This window comes from Bacteroidia bacterium (genome assembly GCA_033391075.1).
In the GTDB taxonomy this organism is placed as follows: domain Bacteria; phylum Bacteroidota; class Bacteroidia; order J057; family J057; genus JAWPMV01.
Map to the genome: position 1 here is coordinate 17,340 of JAWPMV010000003.1, position 23,961 is coordinate 41,300.

Annotated in this window: 20 protein-coding genes; 8 read left to right on the forward strand and 12 right to left on the reverse strand. The window is 42.1% G+C overall.

Translation table 11 applies throughout. The features are described 5' to 3' along the window. Nucleotide 1: 1 nt before the first annotated feature. Both R8P61_33210 and R8P61_33215 read right to left on the reverse strand, forming a co-directional pair. Nucleotides 2-994, reverse strand: coding sequence for an aldo/keto reductase (locus tag R8P61_33210; protein MDW3651981.1), 993 nt, complete (start codon nt 992-994; stop codon nt 2-4). 88 nt (nt 995-1,082) lie between these two features. Next, nucleotides 1,083-1,946, reverse strand: a complete 864-nt coding sequence (locus R8P61_33215; GenBank protein ID MDW3651982.1) for a hypothetical protein — start codon at nt 1,944-1,946, stop codon at nt 1,083-1,085. A 230-nt stretch (nt 1,947-2,176) separates the two neighbouring features. Between R8P61_33215 and R8P61_33220 the strand changes: the two genes are divergently transcribed. Continuing rightward, a complete protein-coding gene (locus R8P61_33220) occupies nt 2,177-4,090 on the forward strand; it encodes a serine hydrolase (protein MDW3651983.1) in 1,914 nt (637 codons plus the stop codon). Nucleotides 4,091-4,128: 38 nt separating this feature from the next. Here the strand turns inward: R8P61_33220 and R8P61_33225 are convergent, their stop codons facing one another. Beyond that, nucleotides 4,129-5,835, reverse strand: a complete 1,707-nt coding sequence (locus R8P61_33225; protein ID MDW3651984.1) for a hypothetical protein — start codon at nt 5,833-5,835, stop codon at nt 4,129-4,131. A gap of 261 nt (nt 5,836-6,096) precedes the next feature. Between R8P61_33225 and R8P61_33230 the strand changes: the two genes are divergently transcribed. Continuing rightward, nucleotides 6,097-6,528, forward strand: a complete 432-nt coding sequence (locus tag R8P61_33230; GenBank protein ID MDW3651985.1) for a hypothetical protein — start codon at nt 6,097-6,099, stop codon at nt 6,526-6,528. Between the two features lie 7 nt (nt 6,529-6,535). Then, nucleotides 6,536-8,398 (forward strand): hypothetical protein, encoded by a 1,863-nt coding sequence (locus R8P61_33235; GenBank protein MDW3651986.1) that lies wholly within the window; start codon nt 6,536-6,538, stop codon nt 8,396-8,398. A gap of 124 nt (nt 8,399-8,522) precedes the next feature. On the opposite strand, the gene R8P61_33240 is transcribed toward R8P61_33235, so the two are convergent. After that, nucleotides 8,523-9,191, reverse strand: coding sequence for a DUF6624 domain-containing protein (locus tag R8P61_33240; protein ID MDW3651987.1), 669 nt, complete (start codon nt 9,189-9,191; stop codon nt 8,523-8,525). 63 nt (nt 9,192-9,254) lie between these two features. Then, the gene (locus tag R8P61_33245; protein MDW3651988.1) at nt 9,255-12,173 is read right to left on the reverse strand and encodes a c-type cytochrome; all 2,919 of its coding nucleotides are present in this window, start codon (nt 12,171-12,173) and stop codon (nt 9,255-9,257) included. A gap of 176 nt (nt 12,174-12,349) precedes the next feature. On the opposite strand from R8P61_33245, the gene R8P61_33250 reads away from it, so the two are divergent. Together R8P61_33250 and R8P61_33255 are read left to right on the forward strand one after the other, a co-directional pair. Then, nucleotides 12,350-13,450, forward strand: coding sequence for a glycosyltransferase family 4 protein (locus R8P61_33250; GenBank protein ID MDW3651989.1), 1,101 nt, complete (start codon nt 12,350-12,352; stop codon nt 13,448-13,450). A 77-nt stretch (nt 13,451-13,527) separates the two neighbouring features. After that, nucleotides 13,528-14,646: a T9SS type A sorting domain-containing protein gene (locus tag R8P61_33255; GenBank protein MDW3651990.1), complete on the forward strand. Its 1,119-nt coding sequence runs from the start codon at nt 13,528-13,530 to the stop codon at nt 14,644-14,646. A 57-nt stretch (nt 14,647-14,703) separates the two neighbouring features. On the opposite strand, the gene R8P61_33260 is transcribed toward R8P61_33255, so the two are convergent. Next, nucleotides 14,704-15,624 carry a hypothetical protein gene (locus R8P61_33260; protein ID MDW3651991.1) on the reverse strand — a complete coding sequence of 307 codons (921 nt, stop codon included), beginning with the start codon at nt 15,622-15,624 and terminating at the stop codon, nt 14,704-14,706. Nucleotides 15,625-15,789: 165 nt separating this feature from the next. Here R8P61_33260 and R8P61_33265 point away from each other — a divergent pair, with 165 nt between their 5' ends. After that, a complete protein-coding gene (locus R8P61_33265; GenBank protein MDW3651992.1) occupies nt 15,790-17,307 on the forward strand; it encodes an aminotransferase class V-fold PLP-dependent enzyme in 1,518 nt (505 codons plus the stop codon). Between the two features lie 170 nt (nt 17,308-17,477). Next, nucleotides 17,478-18,323 carry a cytochrome c gene (locus tag R8P61_33270; GenBank protein ID MDW3651993.1) on the forward strand — a complete coding sequence of 282 codons (846 nt, stop codon included), beginning with the start codon at nt 17,478-17,480 and terminating at the stop codon, nt 18,321-18,323. Nucleotides 18,324-18,342: 19 nt separating this feature from the next. Here the strand turns inward: R8P61_33270 and R8P61_33275 are convergent, their stop codons facing one another. Then, nucleotides 18,343-19,062: a LytTR family DNA-binding domain-containing protein gene (locus R8P61_33275; protein ID MDW3651994.1), complete on the reverse strand. Its 720-nt coding sequence runs from the start codon at nt 19,060-19,062 to the stop codon at nt 18,343-18,345. A gap of 3 nt (nt 19,063-19,065) precedes the next feature. Continuing rightward, nucleotides 19,066-20,091: a sensor histidine kinase gene (locus R8P61_33280; GenBank protein ID MDW3651995.1), complete on the reverse strand. Its 1,026-nt coding sequence runs from the start codon at nt 20,089-20,091 to the stop codon at nt 19,066-19,068. Between the two features lie 339 nt (nt 20,092-20,430). On the opposite strand from R8P61_33280, the gene R8P61_33285 reads away from it, so the two are divergent. After that, entirely contained in the window at nt 20,431-20,751 is a 321-nt protein-coding gene (locus R8P61_33285) for a hypothetical protein (GenBank protein ID MDW3651996.1), read from the forward strand. Here the strand turns inward: R8P61_33285 and R8P61_33290 are convergent. From R8P61_33290 to R8P61_33305, 4 genes are all read right to left on the reverse strand, one after another. Beyond that, a complete protein-coding gene (locus tag R8P61_33290; protein MDW3651997.1) occupies nt 20,748-21,860 on the reverse strand; it encodes a hypothetical protein in 1,113 nt (370 codons plus the stop codon). The genes R8P61_33285 and R8P61_33290 overlap by 4 nt on opposite strands. Nucleotides 21,861-21,956: 96 nt before the next feature. Continuing rightward, nucleotides 21,957-22,499 (reverse strand): DUF1697 domain-containing protein, encoded by a 543-nt coding sequence (locus tag R8P61_33295; protein ID MDW3651998.1) that lies wholly within the window; start codon nt 22,497-22,499, stop codon nt 21,957-21,959. 50 nt (nt 22,500-22,549) lie between these two features. Continuing rightward, nucleotides 22,550-22,999 (reverse strand): SRPBCC domain-containing protein, encoded by a 450-nt coding sequence (locus R8P61_33300; protein MDW3651999.1) that lies wholly within the window; start codon nt 22,997-22,999, stop codon nt 22,550-22,552. 47 nt (nt 23,000-23,046) lie between these two features. Beyond that, nucleotides 23,047-23,943: an AraC family transcriptional regulator gene (locus tag R8P61_33305; GenBank protein MDW3652000.1), complete on the reverse strand. Its 897-nt coding sequence runs from the start codon at nt 23,941-23,943 to the stop codon at nt 23,047-23,049. Nucleotides 23,944-23,961 lie beyond the last annotated feature (18 nt).

Consider the following 23,961-nt stretch of genomic DNA (forward strand, 5'->3'; position numbering starts at 1 on the left):
TTTACAATCCTGTCATCTGCTCCAGACTATCCGGATAGCGATTGCCGAAGACTTCGATTTTTGATGCTGCCTCCTCAATCTCCTGCATATCTTCTGCACTGAGAGTTAAACTCGCGGCGGCTATATTTTCCTCCAGACGATGCAATTTGGTCGTACCGGGAATCGGCACAATCCAGGGCTTTTTAGCCAATGCCCAGGCCAAAGCAATCTGTGCAGCACTTGCTTCTCGGGCTTTCCCCAACTCTTCCAGTACTTGCACAAGTCTATGATTGGCTTTGAGGGCTTCGGGACTAAAGCGGGGCAGACCACTTCGGAAATCTGTCTTTTCAAAAGTCCGTTCTACCGACATTTTCCCCGTCAAATATCCTCTCCCTAACGGACTATATCCTACCAAGCCGATACCCATTTCTTCCAATGCAGGAATTACTTCCTTTTCATGGTCCCGCATCCAGATAGAGAATTCATTTTGCAATACGGAAACCGCTTGTTCTGCATGAGCCCTCCGGATGGTTTCAACTCCCGCTTCAGACATACCAAAATATCGCACCTTCCCTTCCTGAATCAGGTCTTTCACCGTTCCTGCCACTTCTTCTATAGGTACATTGGGATCAACTCTGTGTTGGTAGAAGACATCTATCGTTTCTCGTTTCAAACGCTTTAGAGAAGCTTCTGCTACTTTGCGAATATGTTCCGGACGACTATTTACTCCTTCGATCTTGCCAGTGGAAGGATTGATCTCAAAGCCAAATTTAGTCGCAACCACAACTTCATCTGTAAATTTTGCCAGGCCTAGCCCCAGCAATTCCTCATTTGTAAAGGGACCATAAACTTCTGCAGTATCAAAAAAATTTAATCCCCGATCCACAGCTGCATGCATGAGTTGGATCATTTCTTCTTTATCCTTGGCTGGACCATAGGCAAAGCTCATGCCCATACAGCCCAATCCTAAAGCAGATACTTCGAGTCCTTCATTTCCCAGTTTGCGTTTATTCATATCAACCTATATATAGCTAGTTAAATTAGTAAGGCACAACCAAAATTCAGAACCAAGATCAAATAAGCAAATCCGTAAGCATATTGAATCAGTACCTCCCCGGAATCCATTCGGGTTCTCCATGATAAGCATCTACCTGGCTTAGTTGTCGTTCATTCTTTCCATCAATATCCATGATGAAAATATGATCCTTCCCCTCTCTCTTGCCATGAAAAGCAATTTTATCTCCTTTGGGGGAAACGGCTATTTCCTGATAAAATGTGAGATCATCGGTGATCTGACGTATGGCACCGCTTTCAATATCAACTGAAAAAATATCATTGTGCTCTTTATCCTTTTCATCCGAATAATGATAGGTATAAAAAATGCGTTTCCCATCCGGATGCCAGGAGGTATACTTCTCTCTTTTCTCGCTCTCCGTCAAACGTATGCTTTCTCCACTTTCCAGTTTGTATACATAAAGTTCCGTATTGCCCGATCTATCAGAAAGGAAGCTGAATGTTTGGGAATCCGGCGACCACATAGGGCGGCCATTATAGGAAGGAGTCTGAATTAAAACTTCGCTACTTCCATCAATGATTCTAAAAATTGAGATATAGCGGAAGTCTCCCTGCGCATGGGTATAAAGTACTTTTTGACCATCAGGAGAAAGAACATATTCTTTCAAATCCTGCGGCTGATATGGGAGGGCTTTCCCTTTAATTGTCATCATCCGAATACTGAAATTCCGGGCGGTATCATTTGAATAGTAGAGGATAGATTTTAAGCCCGGAATCCACTTGGGGTTCCAGTCCCAGCCCGGATTATCGGTAAGCCGGTGAGCCATCGCTTCCCCTTCTTCCATAATATAAATATCAAAGTTCCCTCCCTGATTACTTAAATAGGCAATTCTGTCCTGAGCATTTAAGAGAAAAGTTCCCTGGAGTATCAGTAAAAAAACAAAGCTTCTCATGCGGTCTTTTTCTTTAAAATAACAAGGCCATAGCGGCAAATGAAATAGGATTCTCATATATCAAAAAGTATTCATATAAGGAAAAAATATATTGCCTTAGCTGTTGATTGCTCCTCCCTCTTCTTCGACAAAAAGGGTAGTTCAAATAATTCAAGACTATCAATAATAATCAAATGGGAAATCATCACAACAAACACAGAAGAAGAATTCACAAGTGCTTCTCGTTCTTTATGTTTTTTTTGCTTTTTGGAGGAATTAGCTTCGCCCAGGCTCCAAAAAAGCTAAAAACATGGGCAGTACTGGCTGATATGGATGGGGAAAGATATCAACAGAAATACGAAGCCTACAAAAACTCAGGATTCCGACTTGCTGGAATAGATGGCTATGCTGTCAAAGGGAAAATCAAATTTACGGCGATATGGAAGAAAGGGAAAGTCTCTGACTTTACAGCCAGACATGGCATGAGTGGAGCTGAATATTCAAGCGAGTTCAAGAAGAAAAAAGAAGCAGGCTTTCGACTCATTCACATCGATGGTTACAATGCCAACGGAAAGGCAGCTTACGCAGCTATATGGAAGAGATTCAAAAACAAGCCTGGTCCCAGGCCCACTTTCCACGGCATGAGTGAAGAGGATTTTTTCATCGAATTGAGAAAGCAACAAAAGGCGGGATTTCGTATGCTTCAAGCCAGTGTCTTTAGCCTTAATGGAAAGCCTGTCTATTCCGCAATTTGGGGGAAGGGCAATGCTAAAGCTCAAAGCATCCGACACAAAATTCCAGAAAATAAATACCAATTACATGTAAATAATATGGCAAAAGAAGGTGCCAAGCTCATTTATGCGGAAAGCTACAGTGTGGGAGGAAAAGTCTTTTATCTCAGCATCCACGACAAGGTCAAAGGCTTATATGCTGCCAGGCATTTGCTCAATATCAAAAATCTGAGCCTGCAAACAGACAATCACTACTTTCAGGGCTATGCACCCGTATCTATCAGGGCCCATCAAAAAAATGGTCGTTCTCAATTCACGGCCATCTACAAAAATGTCAGTGGATGGAAACTGGCGGATACTCGTCAGCTGGATAAGAAGGTTTGCAAAGTTATGGATGATTTCAACATTCCCGGAGCTTCAATCGCCATTGTGAAAGACGGCAGGCTGGTCTATGCCAAGGGTTATGGATATGGAAACCGGGAAAAGAAAGAGATCGCATCTGCCAGCAGCTTGTACCGCATAGCCAGTATTAGCAAACCTATTACGGCAGCAGCCATCTTGAAATTGACGGAGGATACAAATTTGACTTTACAAAGTAAGGTTTTTGGCCGAGGGGCAGTATTGGGCAATACCTATGGCAGTGAGGCTTATGGCAAAAGGGAAAAGGAGATCAATGTACAGAACTTGCTTGAGCATAGAGCCGGAGCAAATAGTTGGGATAATAATCTGGATCCCAATCCCAGCGATGGGCCGGAGGATAGCTGGGGAGCTCCCATGTTTCAGGAGTTTGATAAGAATAAAAAAGAATTGATCGGATGGGTACTGGACACACGAAATCCCAGCCATCAGGTCAATACCGTTACAGCCTATTCCAACTTTGCCTATTGTGTATTGGGGAGAATCATCGAAAAGAAATCCGGTATGGGCTATGAAAAGTATGTAAAAAACAAGATCCTCAAGCCTTGCGGGATCACGGATATGCAGATTGCTTCCAATTCCAAAGAAAAGAGGGCTTACAAAGAGGTCGTCTATTATGATGCAGATGGCGATCCTTATAGTCTAAGACCTCGTCGGATGGATAGTCATGGAGGTTGGATAGCAAGTACGGTGGATCTGGCTCGATTTGCGGTGCGGGTTGATGGTCAGGCGGGGAAAAAAGATATCCTATCCAGAAGCAGTACTACAGCCATGCAAAGCTCTTCTTATGGAGGTATTTTTGGTAAAGGCTGGAATTTGAGTGATGGAAATGTTCAGCATGGCGGGAGAATGTCTGGCACCAGAGCCAATCTGAAAATGATGAGCAATGGGGTCTACTATGTTTTTCTCGTAAATCGATACGACGAGCCAGACAAAGATCCTATCAATAGAATGAATAATGCCATCGAGAAGGGTATTTCCGAAATCAAGGAATGGCCGAATATAGATCTCTTTTAAATGAAAAAAGGGCCGAAGATTTCGGCCCTTTTTTCTTATTACTTTGCACATCCTTTAGCCAGCAACTTCATCGCTGCCACCATAGCTCTGGCAGATTCAATATCTGAACAAAGAATTTTGAAGCTTCTCTCATAATCATCTACTTCTCCATCCTCTGCAACTTCGATCAACTCTTTCTTCCCTTTGGTTTCCCCGCTAACATAGACCTCCTTACCTTTGGTACTAAAACTGATCTTGCTGGGATTGATGTCCTGCCAGTTAAACAGATAGCCTGTGGTCTCCCCTTTATCAATATTTTCTACCTCTATTTCAGCCAGACATTCTCCTTCCTCTCCGACTTCATAGGTCTGTCCGAAACTCTTATCATCGATGGCAATCTTTTTGATATGTTCTTTACAATAAGCTATGGCATCTCCGACTTCAGCATCGGGATAGTTTAGTTCGAAATTATTGGTGCGATTTTCCCGGTAGTGCTTTACGGCCTGATATAAATTGGCCTGAAGGGCACGGGCCGATTCTATATCACTTACTCTAATCGATAGGGTATTTTTGAAGCCGCTAAGTGCATTATTCTTTTCCTCACGAATGAGCCGATCATTGCCAGAGGTTTTAGCTGTAACAAAAACAGCATTTCTCTTTACATCAAAATCAACGGAAGAAGGATCCATATCTGATAGGTTCATTTGGAAGTTCAGAACATCCTCTGAACCTTCTTCCTGTAATTCATAGTTCACGATATAAGGAAGATCAGCATCCTGACTAAAGGATTGATCATAGCCATCTTCATTGATGATGACTTTTTCGACCTTTTCACTTAAAAACTCTAAAGCCGCTTCAGGACTGGTATCTGACCTCAAGGTTGCCATATTGCCTTGCTCATCTTCACTGATTCGTGCCAAATCTTTGAGTACCAAAGCCAAGTTTCTTGCACTCTCAATATCAGGAGCCAGGAATCGCATTTTACTGGCATAGTTTTTCAACTCTCCATTTTCTTCTACCTGCACAAGATTTCTCTTTCCTTTAATCTCTGTATCAATCACCACTAGCTTCTTATCCGTATCAAAGTCTATACGGGCGACATTGAAATCCATGGCATTTATTTTATACACCATGACTTTATCATCTGCAATATCACTGAGGGTATAGGTGATCAGAGAACTATTATCTCCATCATAGGCGAATTTCTGCTCATAGCGATCATCATTGATCTGAATTTCTCCTATATTTTCTTCCAAATAACTTAGGACCTGATCCTTTTCCGGATCTTCTCCCAGGCCTGCATTTGTGTCCATTCTTTCCCCACAAGAAGCAGCCAGACTTTTCAATTCCTCTACCAGCTTACGGGCATCCTCGACAGAAGAAGCATACATCTCAACTTCATCTGTATATCCTGTAACCTCTCCATTCTCGTAGGTCCGAATCAAATCCTTTTTCCCTTTTGCTGCTGCAGTAAGGATCACCAGGTCTTTTCGTGTGTTGAACTGGATACGATTTTCATTCAGGTCTGCAGCATTGAAGGCAAAACGCTCTTCGTCGCCTTTTCCAAAAGGAGTTTTCTGGTACCAAACCATGCAGGCTTCATCTACCCCATCCTGCATACCAAAACTCTGACCAAATTCAGATTTTTTGGTTTGTATTTTGCCGAGATTGGAAGAGAGGTACTCTATATGTTCGCTTACCTCCTGAGCAGAAAGGCCCAGAGTAACAAAAATGAGTAAAAACAGAACTGTAATGTGACGGAACATGCTTTATTCAGGTTTAATGATTGAAATGTCGGGAAGACTCAGTGTTTGCAAGAAACGATTATCTGGACGCTTTTCCAGAGAAAACGGTAGAAATAATGGAAAATTGGGTAAAGGGACGTTTGGATAGGAATGTTAACCTAAGGGTTTTCCTGAGTATTTTTTCTCCGATTTTATGTACTATGTATAAAAATAAAACGCTTAATATTAATTAAAGCTTATCTTCATAAATGAAGACCCACATAAACGAAAAAATCTCTCGCCATGAGTAATCAGCTAGGACTACACGATCCAACAAAAACTCGCGTATTTAAACTGAGTGCAGCAGAATCCGCTAAAACTGAATTAAGAAATTTCCTGGCAGGACATATCTCATTGATTATCCTGGGGGAATTTAACAGAAGTTCCCTGCACCTCACTTCTGCTAATAAACTATGCCTGGATGGCCCCGATTCTCAGGCTGTTCTTTGGATCAAGGATGCTGCGCTTCTAGAGGCTGTGAAGCCTTACCTGACAAACCAGCTTTCCGCCTTCACAAACCTGGATTATGATAAAATACTCGCCTTGAGTTTTAGAAAGAATGGAGAAGAGGTCGTTTATACCATAGAAAAGAATCCTTCCAGCATCTTGAAGAAAATGTCTAAGGTGGAAATGTTTAAAGCCTTTGCAGAAGCAGCCAAAGTCATTCAAAGCTAATCGAATTATGAAAAAATTATCCTGCTTTCTCTTATTCCTATGCTGTCTGGGCTTATTTCTTTCTCAAGCACAAAACGGACTTATAAGGCTTACCGAATTAAGTAGTTCGGGGAAAAAGGCTATCAAAATAGACGAAACATCTTCTGGCATCATCGACATAAATTCGAGCATTGACCTTCAGCTACAACTGGATCTGATCGAAACAGCAATCCTGAATTTTCAGGGGCTTGCCAGTAATGATAGTCGACTCCTCCGCCTTCAGGAATTGAATCGCATGTTGAAAGCAGAAGTGGCCATCAATAATTATATCAATACCGGATATAAAGAGGCACAGAATGACCCGGATGCACAATTGGCTTATTTTCAAGGGCTCAATCAACTGGGACTAGACCTATTGACAGCCATAGCAGCCGACACCGCTCTTTATCTGGAACTCTTAGAGCCTGAAACCGATGCAGCTTCAAACGCCTTTGATGGAAACTACGTCCAGTTTATGCTATTTTTTCTCAATCAAAAAGCCGATGAACTCCGCCAGGAAATTCTAGCCAGTCTCGGATTATCAGAAGGAGATAGCACCTTCCAGGTTTACTTTCGACTAGGGGCCTTCCTCAGAGACAGAGATGGAGGCCGACCTATCCATGTCGAGAACTTTGACGATTATGATAAAGAATCCTACCAGGAAATTGCTCGCTTTGGAAAGCCTATTAGCGATAAAGAACAGGTAGAACTGAGAGAGAATGCAAAACTCAACAATCAGTTGGGTGCTGGTATAGACCAAAGTATCAATCAAATGAAAGGGGCTATATCCGCTTACAAAAAACAGATGTTTGGCTTTCGGGAGAAATTCAGAAATCTGAATTCTACCTATAAAGCAAATTTGCTCCTGCTTCGCTCTTCCCCTAATACCCTCCCCGCAGCAGATGTCCTTATGGATAATTCTTTGGGATTAAACCTGGTAGAATCTGTATATGCGACCCTTTTCTCTCAATATGAAGAAATCCTTCAACTCTTCTCGCCGGATGTAGATAAAAACAAACGAATAGACGCTACCCTTAGCCAATTGGAGAAAGTTATCCTCAAAGGTTATGAGGAATTTAGCGGAGACATCCAGGCATATCTGATACAACCTCAAGGTCAAAAATGGGGAAAGAATGAACTCGAACTGGTAAGGGGAGAATACAAAGCCTATGTAGATACTGCCCAAAGCAATATTTCCAACATCCGGTCATTCATGCAAAATCTGCGTAATGCCATTCGCCCTTTCCGCAAAGCTTATCTGGAAAATGAGAAGTTCAGTGATCAGGTAAAAAGATATAAGCCGGGAGAGATTCCTGCCTCCGGCTTGATTGAGTTAAATTACATCGGTTCGCGAAGCCCCGGTGATGAGATATTGATCAAAGCAAGCCTGGAAAGAGGTACCAATGAGAACGATCCCAATTTTGAAAGCAAACAAGTATATCGGAAAGTTCTGAAGATACAGCGGATCAACCCCTATATCCGTATGAGCGGCTCCATCATCCTTGCCAATCCTTATACAAGAGATGAGATACCTGCCATTGATCTGGAAAACAACTTCCAATTTGCACCTACCTATGGTATTATCCTCAAATGGGGCAGTCGAAAGAATAATTTCTATAATAATTTCGTCAACCTGGGTCTAGGTTTTGCCTTTTCCTCTCCCGATTTCAATACCGATGGCACCCCTGAGTTTGGAGCTGGGGTAATGGTCACGGCTTTTCGAGATATCCTAAGTGCGGGCTGGGGATGGAACTTTGGAATGGATGCTCCCTATAGCTTTGTGGGATTCAATATTCCTTTTAATATCGGAGGGCTTCCTTCGGGGAATAATAATGATCGATTAGGGAATTAGGGAATTAGGGAAAGAAGGCAGAATAAAAAACAAGGAATGGAGAAGATAAAAGGATATGCCTATTTTAATTCCTTCTCATTTCTACATTCCTTGTTCCATGTTCTGCATTTCCTATTCTCCTCTCCTATTCCAGTAACTCATAGGCAAAGGCTTCCGTAGCGCCGATGGATTTATAATAGGCCTGATTCATTTCAAAATGCATCTCCATATAGCCATTGAGGTAGGCTTCGATGCTTTCCAGACCGATGGCCTCACGTCGCGGATTTACCGAGAGACTATCTGCAAGGGGCTTGGGAATGGCCCACATATTTTCCGCATGTGTAAGTTGGGTGCCATACCATTGCTTTTCGCCAGCATTTACCCGTACCCGATCATACAAATAAGCATAATCCTCTGAACTGGCATTTTCTTGCTCTACTTCTCCCTTCATTGCCTCTAGGACATTCTTTTGAAAAGCAGGATCATAATCACAATGCTGAACCAATAGCCAGAAATTTTTCGCCCCTTTCTCCCCTACTCTATCGATGCCGGGAAAACCCAGACTACTGAAGATCTCTTTGCATCGCTCTCCATTAGCTTTAAAAACACTGTCTCGTTTATGAGCCAGAATTTCCTCGGGTACTACATCCATATTCTGGAGAATATTCATTTGAACTTCCTGATCAACTTTGGCCATTTCAGCCAACTCCTTTTGAAGTTCAGCAAAGTTGTAAGAGGACGTTTCTTCCTTTTGGGGTTTTTGCCCACAAGAAAAAAGAAAAATGAGGATAAACGGGATAAGTAGATTTTTCATTAGGATTAATTTACGACACTTGTCGTAAATACATACGCCATAATTCTCCAAAAGTTATCCTGCTTATTTTTGCTCGGATAGATACTGGACCAAATCCCGAAATTCATTCGCAGTCATACGTAGATGTTGATTAGCCGGCATCAAAGAAGTTTCCAACATCTTTTGCTCTTCGATTTCATCATAAGCCACCGCAGCACGTTCCCCATTGACCAGGATCATTTGCAAGCTTCGTTTGGAATCCAAATCTTTATCCAGCCTACCCACAGTTACGTTTCCACTTTTATCCCTAACCGCATATCCGGTATAGGTCGGTGTAACGATATCACTGGGATCAAGGATACCTTCTATGATGCGGTTTCGATCAGCATTGCTACCCACTTTCGATAAGTCCGGACCAAAGATTCCCCCTCGCCCATTTATTCGATGACAGGAACTGCATTCGTATCGGCTACTAAAGAATATTCTTTCTCCGGCAGTCGCTTTTCCTTCTTTATTCCCTTGCTCCCTCCAAAAGTCAGCTGATGAGCGTTGTTCCTCATTTGGTAAAAACTTTTGATAATCCGCTATCCATACTTTTGCATCCGGATCATCCCCCAAAGCTTCGATGCTTCGCAAGGCTTCTTTCCTGATAGCTATACTTTCCCGTTTATCAAGCAGTATATTGAGCAAAGTCTTTTTACTCTTTTCATCTATTTTTGCCGATCTTGCAAGGCCTCCTATTGCCTCCAGTCGTACCTCTTCCTTTTTCTGTTTATTTCCTGCTATTCCCTGAATTAAGGAACGCGCATTTCTATCTTCCACTTTAGCTGCGAGAGAACGAACAGCCTCAACCGCAAAATCTGTATCTCCTTCTACCGAAAATGCTTGCAATGATTTTACACCAAGATTTGGATGATCAGGATTTACTCCGGACAAAGCCCTGCTGCGAATGGTATAATTTAGCTTGCGATTCTTGGCAGCAGCCAGGAGGAATTTCTGCCTTTTGTAAAAGCTTCTACTTACGTGCTCGTCCCCTTCCATGAAATGACTTTTCTGATTGAAGTTTCCATCCAGATACTGAAAGCACACAACATAGGCATCAAAGAGAGTTGAACTTATATCTTTCTCCTGCCCCAGAGCTTCTTCTACCTCTTGTCGAAAGTCTCCGAGTTTGTCCTCAGCTATCCATTTCAAAGCTATCAGACGATTTTCCGACTCAGCATCTTTGAGAAAAGCGGGTAAAACTTCTTTCGCTGATTCTGCTCCTGATTTCCGGAGACACAAAAGAGCGCCCAATCTGATCTCTGAAGCAGAATTCTTCGCATACTTCTTTAGCAATTCTATGTGTTCTGATTTTCCAAAAGTCTCCATGATGGCTGTATGGATGAATGGGTCTTTTTCGGAGAATAAGGAAATGACTTTCCCAAATGCCTCAGCAGAACTCAATCCGTAAATAGCTTCTCGTTTTACATAAGCAGAAGGATCCTCCTCCAGCAAGCCGAGGTAAAATGATTCATCCTCCTGATAGCTATGGTCTACCATCATTCGAACTGCCGCTGCACGCAGGAGTTCATCTTCTGACTTTAACGCTTCCTCTAACAAAAATTCGGTTTCACTCATGACAGCATTATGAGCTGCCCAGATCAGGTTCAATTTAGCAGGTGGGGATATCTTGGATGAAAAAAACGAAGCTAATTCGTCTGCCTTTTTTTGGACGACGAAATCCGCTGACTCCTGTCTCAGGCGCGGATCGGGACTGTTGAGTAAGTTGATAAGTTCGCCTTTGTTTGGGGAATTGGATAAACCCACTTGTTTCTCTTCGTTTTGTGGATTGGTAATTCGCCAGATCCTGCCTTGTCCATGTACTGCATAAGATACATCCGCCCAATCGCTAGCTATTACTGCTCCTCTGTCATCCATCGCTAATCCAACGGGATAGAAATTGCGTTCTCCCTTTACAAATGATCCTGCTTCAGAGCGAAAAGAGCTTCCGTTTTTTTCCAGCGGAAAGTATTGAATCTCATTATCCCCCCAGGCTGTTACAAGTAGAGAGCCCTTAGCCTCTTTCCCCAATCTGTCCTGATTATAGTAAATCAATCCGCTTGGCGCTTCTCCCGTCCCGGCTACCATGGGCAGGGTTCCCGGCAATTGACCGAACCAACTGGTCAGGGGACTCAGGCCGTCTCTCCCATGCTGAAACTGAAATCCATAGTTTCCTCCTCGCACAATATGAAGTAGTCGGCAAGGAGGACGAGAATCGGGATCATTTTCAACCGCGAATAGATTCCCATAATCGTCAAAACTCATCGCAAAACAATTCCAGACGGCTGTCCCTATTCTCTCTAATCCCGAGCCATCCAGATTACATCTATACAGACTACCTCCTTCTCGTTCTTTTCCTTTCAGACTTATTCCATCTGTACCCCGTATCAAATAATTGGCCCCAAAATTCTCCCCACATTGAAAGTATAGTTTATGATCCGGGCTCACCACCAAACCTGACATCCCATTATGAGGAAAACGCTCCGTAGTTTCCAGAGAAATAAGGGTATCTCTTTTATCTGCGACCCTGTCCCCATCCACATCCTCAAAAGAGATGATCGCAGCACGGGTAGAAAGCAGAACCTTTCCCTCCGGGCTGAAAGAAAGAGACATTCCATCCACAAAATCTGTCGCGAATTCTGTTATTGTTTTCTCTTCTCCCCCATCGATATAAGCAGTGAAAACTAAAATCCGGTCCACTTCAGGACCTGGATAATCTTCCTGACGGACATGGGTATGGTTTTCAATGACCCAAATTCGATTTTCACGATCTATCTGCAAACCGGTAGGAGTCACAATATCAGGCTCTTTTGTAAGCAGCTGAAGAGAGGCACCTTCTATCTGCATTTCCGGCGCATCAGGAGGGAGTACTTCGCTTGAAGCGACGGGTACCTGAGGTTTACAGGCAAAGAGGAGAGCTGACAAAATAATCCAGCTCAATTGTTGAGTAGTAGGTTTCATTTTCAATAGATTTCCTACAAAATATAAGAAATGAGATACAAAAAGGGAATGCAATGCAGGGAAAGGCCCTTATAGCAAAGCAGAAGGGTCTCTAAGCTTCGACATTCTCCTTCTTGGGGCATTTTGAACTTCTGCCAAATATGCTGAACTTTCCCTGACACACTAAAACCCTTGCCATGAAAATTTTGGTGTACAATGATATTTCCTGCCATGTAGGTGGCGCTGAGACCTTTGCCTACAAACTGATGGAAGGAGCAAATAAACAAGGTCATAAAACGCGTTTTTTTTCTTTCCACTCCAAGCCCCTCTCCCGCAAAAAATTTCATAATAAGGTTTACTACGTCGCTTGCAACCAGATCAAATATCCCCGTATCCAGGGAGCTTTTACTCGCCTGCTTAAAGAATTCAAGCCGGACGTTATCCACTGCCACAACAATTATTATTATACCTCCAGTATTTGCGATGCTATCCTGAAAAGTGGCATCCCTTCGGTAGCAACTATCCACGATTACGACTTGATCTCCCCTTTCCTTCACCCCTCTTCCTCCCCGCTCCAGGAATTGAAAAGGAGGCAGTTTCGCCAAATCATGCGCGCCTCTTTTAGGATCACCTCTCCGACACATAAACTTATTCGGGAACTTTCCTTCCTGGATAAAGAGAAATTCTCCTACCTCCCGCTCTATGTAGATCTGGATTCCTGGAACTTCCATCCTGAAACCTGTAAAAACCCGGCTCAAATCACCTTTCTGGGAAGATTGATTCAGGATAAAGGCATATTCATTTTATTAGAAGCCTTCCGATTATTGTTGAAAGGGCATCCGGACTGCAGATTGTGCTACATAGGTTCGGGACATCAGGAGGAAAAGCTTCGAAAACAGATACGAGCGTATGGACTTGAAAACCAGGTAAGACTTAGCGGCTATATTTCTTTGGGAAAAGTTCAGGAAATCATGCGCAATTCGCGGCTTCATGTCTTAAGCTCTACTTATGAGGAGCTTTTCGGTTTGGTAGGAATAGAAGCTCAGGCTATAGGTTTACCGGTTCTTGCTGCAGATGTAGGAGGAGTTTCTGAATGGTGCAAAGAAGGAGAAACAGGCTACCTCTATGAAGCACAAAATCCCCGGATGCTGGCAGAAAAAATGGCTTACCTGATCCAGCATCCTTTAGAGGGAAAACGAATCGCAGGAAACGCTTACGAACAGCTTAAAAAAGAATATAGCAAGGAAAGAAGTATCCAACTTCTCCTCTCAACTTACCAAAAGAGCATAGAAGCCTGAGAGAATTTACCTCATATGAGGGATTTCCAGGAGCTATCATTAGCCAGAACTTTGGGTTCATTCCAATACTAATAGCTATGAACGCAAATTTTACCTTATCTCATGTGTATTCCTTGCGAATACTATTGATCCTAAGTTTATTCGGTACAAGCAGTATGTTATCTGCGCAGATCACGATAAATGAAAATATCGTTACAGATAATTTCAACAAGCGCTTTCGCAATGTCCTTTATGAAACCAATCTTGACATTGATGCTCAACTTCAAACAATCCTGGCAGATACAGGAGCGAATAAAACCTGGGACTTTGCTAATCTGAATTACATAGATTCCACCGTAGTCATTGAAGAGTACATGCCCACAGACCCTAATGATCCTCTGCTACAGGACCCCAACTTTTCCAACTCAACCTTTATTCGCAAAGCGACTCTTTATCCCGTAGATGGCGGCAATCCCGATACCACCTTTCTCTATGAATATGCTCGGCTGGATAATGGAAGCTGGACTACAAACGGAACCCTTAGCATTTCTGATTTAGATATGGATGGAATTCGAGATACTTTCCTCCAATGGTTTTCTCCTCCTCGCCTGGAAGTAAACTTTCCCGTAAGCAGCAATTCTCAATGGTCCGACTCTAGCGACCTGGTTCAGAAGTTTCAGGGCATGACTTTCATTTCATCCACCTTTCTGGATTCAAATTGGGTTGAAGGATGGGGCACGCTCATCACTCCCAGAGGAAGTGCTCCCGCTCTCAGAGTTCGCAACAAACTCATCACGAAAAATCCTGCCTTGCCCAATGATGAGCTTGGAACCGATATAGATTTTGTAACGGCTATGGATGAAATTGGCGCTTCTATTGTTGTCGAAGATGGAAGGGCTTTTCATTCGGTCAGAACCTTATTGGATGGAGCGACCTCCATATATGATTGGGAACTCTTTGACTTTCGCTTGAAGCAAAATTATCCCAACCCTTTTAAGCAAGAAACGCTCATCAGTTTTGAACTGGACAAAGCAGCCGAGATTGATATGCAATTGCTGGACATTCAGGGGAAAAGTCTAAAAGCCTTTCCCAGACAAAGGTATTTGCCGGGTTCGCATGAGGTGATTTTGGAAGCTTCAGACCTAAGCCCTGGTATCTACCTTGTACAGATGAGAATAGGAAATCAAATACAGCTGAGGCGCATACAAAAATTGTAGATAGATCTTTAAGAGTCCAGACCTGCTAAGGTTCTGGATTCTTTCTTTTAAATAAGCCTACCATTTTGCTGACTCCCGATATCTTGTCAAAAGCCTGGTGTTTTTCACCCGATAAATCTGGGTAGTAGTACTGGCCAAACTATCGCTGCTGCTGTAATACAGATATTTACTCGAAAACTCAGGACTTAAATCACTCCCACTGCTATTGAGTTCCTGCATATTTTGAGGGAAACTCCATATCCCTTCCTTACGAAAGCTTATATAAAGATCTCCATATGGACTTTTGTTTTCTGCTCGTTCTGAGGCTTCGAAAATCATGACGTCTCCACTTTCATCAAAGCCCAGATTCCACTCCCCTTTCTCCGAATTAATCCTCGCACCCAAATTGATCACCGAATCCCCACCCTGCAGAAAATCAGGAATGACATATATATCTCCCTGTCCCAGGCCTCCTTCCCGATCCGAAATAAAATAGAAATCTCCATCCGAATTGATTTTCGGACTGTATTCTCTTGCAGGGGAGTTGATGCCTATTGGCAAAGGCCTAGCTTCCCCCCAATTTCCTTCCTCATCCCTTACTATCATCCAAATGTCTTGAGAAACTTCTTGCTCCGCCCAGGGACGTTTTGAAGTAAAGAAGAGGCTATCTCCACCCCGGCTCAAATAAGGCTCACCATCATCTTCCTGTGCTGAAAATGAAAGCATTTCGGGGTCAGTCCAGTTTGTGCCCATTTTATTACTCCAATATATGCTACTCACTACCGGACCTCTTCCCCATGCCCCATCACTCCTTGCAAAAAAAAGCTCCTTCCCATCAAAAGAAATATCCAATGCATAATCAATCAGTGGGCCTGATACCTTGCCGGCTTCAAATACATGAGGAACAAAATCCTCTAAGTCAGAACTTGATTCGGAACAAGCCGAATAGAAAAAAAACAGCAAAGCCGTGATATTCAGGAATATAAATTTACCGTTCATGATATATCTATGGATAATTGACTTTTTTTTACCTACCATAAGATAATTTATTAGGGGGCACTCTCACATTAGTTGGTAGAGAAAACACATAGATAGGATGGAAAAAGGCCTCCTCAGTCGTTTTGAAAGAAGCAGATAGCTTCACACACAGAATTTGGTTGAAACATGGTACTAGAAGGTAAAAAAACAACTAAACCTCAAGCTCGCCCTAGCAATATTTCTCTGGAAGAATGGTTCAAGCCCTTTGCAGAGAAAATCATTGGTAAGGATCAACTTTTCCATTCTCCCTACGGAAAGAAAAAGATCATTTATGCAGACTGGACAGCCAGTGGCAGACTTTACAAAAGCATAGAAGACAAAATGCTACATGAGATCGGACCTTATGTAGCTAATACGCATACGGAAACCTCTATCACAGGAGCATGTATGACACAAGCTTACCATGAAGCACGTGAAATTATCAAACAACATGTGCATGCAGGTGGAGATGATGTCTTGATCTCTGTAGGTTCTGGAATGACGGGGGCAGTAAATAAATTTCAGAGAATCCTGGGCTTTAAAGTATCAGAAAGCCTAAAAGATTTCTCCGATGTTCCCAAAATAATTAAGCCTATAGTCTTTGTCTCTCATATGGAACATCATTCCAATCAGATCTCCTGGATGGAAACCATTGCTGATGTAGAAGTTGTGCCCTGCAATGAAGATGGCTTGATTTGCATGGATCAGTTTGAAAAAATGATCCGTAAATATGCAGATCGAAAATTCAAGATCGCCTCTATTACAGCAGCCTCAAATGTTACAGGTATAAAGACCGATTATCATGCGGTTGCGAAACTGATCCATAGTTATGGAGGGCTTTGCTTTGTAGACTTCGCATGTTCTGCACCTTATGTCGAGATCAATATGCATCCGGAAGATCCTCAAGCATATCTCGATGCAATTTTCTTTTCACCTCACAAATTTCTGGGAGGTCCGGGTTCTTCGGGAATTCTGGTTTTCAATAAAAAACTGTATAGCAATCATATCCCTGACAATCCCGGAGGAGGAACCGTAACCTTTACCAATCCCTGGGGGGGAAGGTTTTACATCAGTGATATCGAAGTCAGAGAAGACGGGGGAACACCCGCCTTTCTCCAAACCATCAGAGTAGCCCTCGCCATGAAACTCAAAGAGCAGATGGGAGTTGAAAATATTCATGCGCGAGAAGCCGAGATTAATGCCCTCATGTTTGAGCGTCTTTCGAATATGAAAGGAGTAAAGATATTTGGGGCCCGACATAGAGATCGACTGAGTATTTTCTCCATTCAAATCTCAGGGATTCACTACAATCTCGTAGCCAAATTACTCAATGACAGATATGGAATACAGAGTCGAGGAGGTTGTTCATGTGCAGGAACTTATGGGCATTATCTTTTTGAGATAGACCAGGAAAATTCACAAGTAATTCATCAACAAATTGAAGCAGGTTTATACAACAAAAAACCTGGCTGGATACGTATCTCTTTACATCCTACCGCAAGTAATAAAGAAGTGGAATATATCTGTAGTGCCCTCGAAGAAATCATTCAACATCATAAAGAATGGGCCAGGGATTATGAGTATAATTTACTCAGCAATGATTTTGACTTCAAAGGAGAATATGAATCTATGGAAGCAGTCGTTTCTGGCTGGTTCGCAAGCTAATAAAATGCAAAATTTAAGCGAGGGCAGGATCAGGAATCTGGTTCTGCCCTGTTTTTACATAGACATAATAAAAAGAGATTCCCATCTACTCTATCAAGGGTGTAAAAAAATTACATACTTTAGCGAGTAATCTCCCTAAATATGTAATGTACCAAGCGGACTCTTAGCTCATGAAAACCTGGCACACGCTCCTTTTAATAATCCTCTTCCCTTCAATCCTTTCCTGTGAAGAGAAAGCAGCTACATATCCTGAGCAAAGTACCATTGATCAGAAAGCTTTTGTTGAATGGGTACAGCATCAGGATTCTGTTCTGGATCTGCAGGAAGTCCTCAAAACCATCCCCCCGGAATTTTTAGAAGAAGTAGAACTCACAGACAAAGCCTTTAAGAAGAAGCTGAGGTATCAGGCCATTTCGCTGGAATTTTTGTTTGGTATGTGGCAGGATAGCGGGAAACTGGATATCTCCAATACTTCTCTGATTTTTCCGTGTAAAGATGGTTATAGTCCTTCTATGCCTCTGGCCAATATGTATGGAAAAGGAGGTTTCATCACCCTGGGAATAAAAACTCCCTCGGGCTCCTATGCCTGGCCTGATAGCGTAGCAGAGAAGTTTGCCCCTTTATACCTGGTTTGGAAAGATTTAGATCCTGGCGTCTATGGCTATCCCTGGCCCTATGGGCTGACAAACATAAAGCTAAAAAATACCCAAAATACCTTTGCTGCAGCTTTGCCTGAGGCACATGCAGGTTTTGATAAAGGTTATAAGAGTTTTAAACTCTATTGTATGAAATGCCATCAAATCAATAAAGTTGGGGGGGAAATGGGACCGGAATTGAATTATCCTAAAAGCATTACCGATTATATGGACAAAGAAGATATCTGGGGCTTCATCAAAAATCCACAATCCTACCGCTACAATAGTAAGATGCCTGCCATAAAGCCTCTAAGCCGGGATGAATTTGAAGAGATATACAAATACCTTTCGCATATGAAAAGCCGTACAAAAGCCTCCTGATGGCTTTGGAAGCTCTTAATTAGAGGAGTTTGATCCGCTCGAAGAATTTTTTCTTATAACTGGCTCCTATGGGAATTTCTTGCTCTCCGATTCTGACAGTATTTCCACTGATGGTATGGACATGATCCATATTTATGATAAAGGATCTATGTACGCGCATAAATCTATCTCCGCCCAATTCATCTTCCATTTTGTTGAGGGTTTGGTTGATGAGAAATTTTCGCTCATCTGTATGAACGGATACATATTCTCTTTCCCCTTTCACAAATAAAATGTTTAGCGGATCAACCTTTTCCATTTTATAGTTGGTCCTGAGAAAAAGTTGTTCATTACTTTCGGCAGAAACTGGCTCAGGCACTATGGAAGCAGCTTTTTCTTTGGGCTGCATGAGACCTACCGCCTTATTGACTGCTTGCATAAATCTCTCAAAGGAGAAGGGCTTTAGCAAATAGTCTGTTACATCCAGTTCAAAGCCTTCTACTGCAAAGTCTCTGTAGGCTGTGGTAAGAATTACCTGTGGCCTTTTTCGCAAGGATCTGAGTAACTCGAGTCCCGTCAGTTCCGGCATCTGGATGTCCAGGAAGAACAGATCAATTTCCTCCTGCTGGAGTACTGCCAAAGCATCCAAACCGCTTTCACAAGCTGCCTTAAGTTCCAAATGAGGAAGCTTATTTATATAAGCCTCCAGCAATTTTAAAGCGGGTCGTTCGTCATCTACTATCAAACAAGAATAAGGCATAGCTTAGATCTTTATACTCAGGTCCACACGATATATATTTTCATTTTGTTGAATATCCAGCTCATGCTTCTCAGGAAATAAGAGCGCCAGTCTTTCACGAATATTCTCCAGGCCTACTCCTCCTTTTTCTGACTCCTTCTTCCCCGGACAATAGCTATTACTCATATGAAACTTCAGGCCTTCTTTCTCTATCTTCAGATGACCTTTCATCCATCCATGCTCCAGGTCCTCCAGATTGCCATGTTTAAACGAATTTTCGAAAAAAGGGATAAATAACATAGGCGTAATCAGTAAGCCTCCCGGATCACCCATTAGCTTGAACTCAATATTCAACTCACCATCCTTCTTCAATTGCTGCAATTCGATATAGTTTCGCAAATATGCCAGTTCAGCACTTAAGAGAACTTGTTCACTTTTGCAATCATAGAGCATATAGCTCATCATATCAGACAATTTCAGAATCATTTCCGGAGCTTTGTCTGAGCCCGTAAAAGAAAGGGAGTAAATATTATTTAAGGCATTGAATAGGAAATGCGGATTCACTTGCGCTTTCAGAAATCTAAGTTCTGCTTCCAACTGCTGTGTTTTAATTTCCTGTTCCAATTCTTTTCTTTTTATCCAGGTACCAACCATCCTCAAAGGAATACTCACAAATAAGAGAAAGGCTCCATTGACGATCATTGAACCAAAAAACTTGGGATCAAATATTTTAAGCAGCTCAGAATCCATCCAACTCATAAGGCCCCAGCCTATATAGAAGCGAATAACAGCTGAGACAATTAAAAGTACCAATAACCACAATGCATATTCCCTGTATAGCTCTTTATCAAAAAAACGAGGGAGTAACAGGTAGAGATTCACATAAACCAGCAAAATAAAACCAATCAGGTTTATGCTAACTGACCAAATTAGAATTCCTATATCCTCTACAAAGCCGTTAAAAATAAAGGAAATCAATACCGTCAACATCACCCAGAAACTCAGGTGTATGATCAGGATCCAGGGATTATATGTTTTCTCTTCGGTCAATCAGGAATTCTATGGGCCAATTTTACCCTTCGGACAATAAGATCAGCATAATTGTAGAAAATCGGTAAGAAAAACTACAAACAACGGATTGGATTTCACCAATCGCCCTATTTTCCCTGTTAAGCTATTTTTTGCTGAGGAGATCTATTCATAGGAAAGTCAGGAAGGTTCGTCCTATTAAAATGGAGATTCGCAAAATAAATTGGGCTTTTCGCCAGGAGGAAAATATTATAGGATCAGACTCTCGACACTTTCACATTTCCTATAAAGGAAAATACTCCTATGGGAATAAAAGCTAAATAATTTAAAACTTCTCACATACACAAAACGCAAATAGCCATGCGCCAGTATCCTAAGAAACTCTTAGCCCTGATTATCGGGATGATCGTCTTATTGGGCTTGCAAAGCTTTGCTTCATATCGATCCTTTGAACCCTCCATTTTATCAGAAAAGGGAAATGCCTGGACCACCTCATTTGATGGCCCGGCAAATATTGAAAAGCTTATTCATTATTCAGACAAAATTGTAGCTGAAATTTTTCGCATTGAGGGGATGATTCTTCTTCCCATATTACTCATGAGCACTGCCTTTGTATTCCTGCTGGGAACAGGACTCATACTGTTTATCTATCGACATAAAGAAAGAGATTCCTCCTTCTAATTAGGCCGTATTCCCTTCGTGTCCACCAGACGGGCATTGAGGGCCCAGCCTCCCATATTATCACTGAGGGCAAAAACAATCTCATTTTCGCCAGGCTCCAGTTCTACAAAGATGCTGTCAAAAAATCCGATGGTTCCCAGATAGCGGTAATCTCGGGATCTGAAGTTGCGTTGGCCGGCATAGATGGCCTTGCCTTTTGAAAAAGCTACTACTCTATCGCTATAGGCTAGCTCTATTTTTTTGCTTTGCTTGCGATCGGAATAAATACGGGTTTTGATCAGGACAGTATTTGCTTCCTGAGAAAGGGCATATAATTCAGAAACATTTACCAAACCCGTATACTCCTGATCTGCCTTTTTCCAATTTGTACTTGTATAATCAGTTAGTTCGTCAAGGCTACTTACTCCCTCTAGTTGTTTTTCTGAAAAGGCAGAACTCACTTCCCAATTTTTCAGAATTCCCGCTTCCATAGGCGGCAAGTCTTTTACTTCGCTAATCAGTCGTGGTTGAGCAATTTCCTGATAGGAAAGATTGGCATACCAGGCAGGACCGAGTGAGGTTCCGAGACCAATCATACCCGAGACTTCCTCTTGTTTCAAGTCGTGCACATGGATAAAGGGCTGGGACATATCATTGATGAAAATGTCCATGCGGTCTCCTGCTACAATCATGCGAACATGAATCCATTCCCCAAAATTGAAATGGTAGGGATTGGCATAGCCTTCTCCCTGATACAGCTGCCAACCCGCTACTCCATTGAAAACAGGAGTATATTGAGTGGCATCCGGATTGCCAGATTGGTGAGGCCTCAGGTAGAACTCCTCATAGTTTTTATTATCCTGTATCCGAAAATGAAAACTGAGGAACTTGCGTCCAGCCTCAAAATTGATATCATAATCAATGATACCATTTTTAAATTGAGAGCCCTTCAGTCGAGCAATTCCATTTTCGAGATAGAGGGCTTCTTTTCCCTTATAAGTTTTGAATTCATGGGCTTTGGCTGAAACCTCCCAGGCTGAGGGAGTGAATTTCGCCTTTACGCTTGATTGGGAGAAAGTCTGGATATAGCACAGACTTGCTACTAAAAAAACTGTGATACGATTAGGCATAGGTTTTTAATGAATAAATGATATTCAATACTCCTAAATCCTGCTCGATCAAGCCTTAACAAAGCTAAACAAGCTCAAACAAGTCTGTACAAGGGCTTAAGACTGGCTTAATTCCTTCAATTTGAGCACCGTTTTCCAATTTCGAGTGGTGGCTCCAACTTTGAGTTTTTTCTCAAAGAAATTGTTGCTCAATTTCGACTTGTGATATTTGCCTTCACAATAGATGAATACATCTTGTCCCTGCAGCACAAACTCATCAGGTTCATAATTATAGCTCAGTAGGATTTCCTGATTCTCTTTCGCTGGCTCCTCTTTCAGAAAGGTTAGATGTAATTGACTGATATCCCGGCCTTCCTCATAGAAAGAATTCTGCGCGATCGAATTGGAAAGTTCCTTTGCTGTCCGGACAATGACCGGGACTTCAAATCCAAATTTTTCCAGTATTCCTTTCGCCAGTTTATCTCCCAGTTCCCGATTGCTCTGATTTTTACTGTCCTCAAATATGACATTCCCACTTTGGATATATGTCAAGGGATTTTCAAAGCTCAACTTCTCGCATAATGCTTTGAGGTCATTCATGAGGATTTTCCGCTTTCCCCCAACATTTATTCCTCTGAGGATGGCAATTTTCTTTTCCATATCAATTGTAGATGAAGGCTAATTTACAAGATATTCTAGCTCTCATAGGATTATTCTCCCAGGAGTTCTTTCATCATAGGAATCACCAGGGCTCTCCAGCCTTCCCGCGATTCTTCAAATCTCGCCTGAGCATTTTCCCCCTTTGAAAAATCTCCCTGTACAATTTTAAGCAAACAGCCTTCCCCTCTGCTTTCGACTTCATAGCTGAGCTGAACATAATTATCTGGTATATCAGCCATCCCGGCATGTGGATCGAAGGTCGTAGATACCACTTTTTTGCCTGCTTCATATTCCAGTACCTCGCCTTTCACATAAATCATTTCTTGCCCATCCTCCGTTTTCCCTTTCCACAAAACCGGACTCCCAATCTCCCAATCGGAAATCAGTTCGCAGCCAAACATATACTGTTTTGTCATGGCAGGATTGGTGAGTAAATCCCAGACTTTTTCTGCTGCTGCTTTGAATAATACTTCTTCCGTAATGATCATGGACTCTTTCATCTTATTAATAGGTTTAACATAAAAACCCAAGATCAAAAAAATGCTCCTCATCGAATTGCAGAATCGGGATTTTTTCTCACACTATTGGGAGTGACACCAAATGTTTTTTTAAAGGCGTGGGAAAAGTGTTGGGGGGAACTATAGCCAGTTTCATAGGCAATCTCTTTGGCGGATTTACTGCTTCCCAGTAGGAGTTTCTTTGCGAGTTCCATTCTTTGTGCATGGATGTAGCCGAAAATCGTTGTGCCAAAGAGTTCCTTAAATCCTCGTTTTAATTTATACTCATTGATCCCCATGAGCTTCGAAAGTTCAATGATAGTTGGGGGATCATCCAGCCGGGTAGAAAGTACTTCTTTAGCTTCGATGAGTTTTTTGCGATCCTTTTCTGATTTGATAAAATTGCCCGCCTGATCCTCTTCATAAAGTTTCGCCTGCAATACGAGAAGTTCTATACTTTTCGAATGGAGAAATAATCGCTGCAGATCTTCGGAATAGGGACAGTGGATAATGTCCTGGATAACCTGCTGCATGTAGAGATTGGTAGTCTTCCATTTGGGAGAGAGAATGCTATTTTTCCCCTGAATCACATTATCAGTAAACCGTTTTAAAACCTCATTTCCATTCTGTCCGATCTCAATGAAGGCAGCCGTCTGAAAATCTACCCCAAAGGTCTCAATCCGCTTACTGCTATTCTGCACCTCCAGTTCCAGACCTTTGCTGTACATGATATTGTTGTGATGCCCCGATAAGACAAAAGAGCTATTTAATTGCGCAAAACTGAATTCATAGCTTCCTGCAAGGCCGAAATGGAGACGTACATAGTCGGTCTCATTACTTGCATGCATGGAGCCGTAATCGTAAAAATCGATTATGTTATGGGAGATGCTGATATTTTTCAACTCCCATTTTTTAGACTTTCGATCTGCTATATGGCTGTTATTCATCTTCTTCCCTTGAAAGAT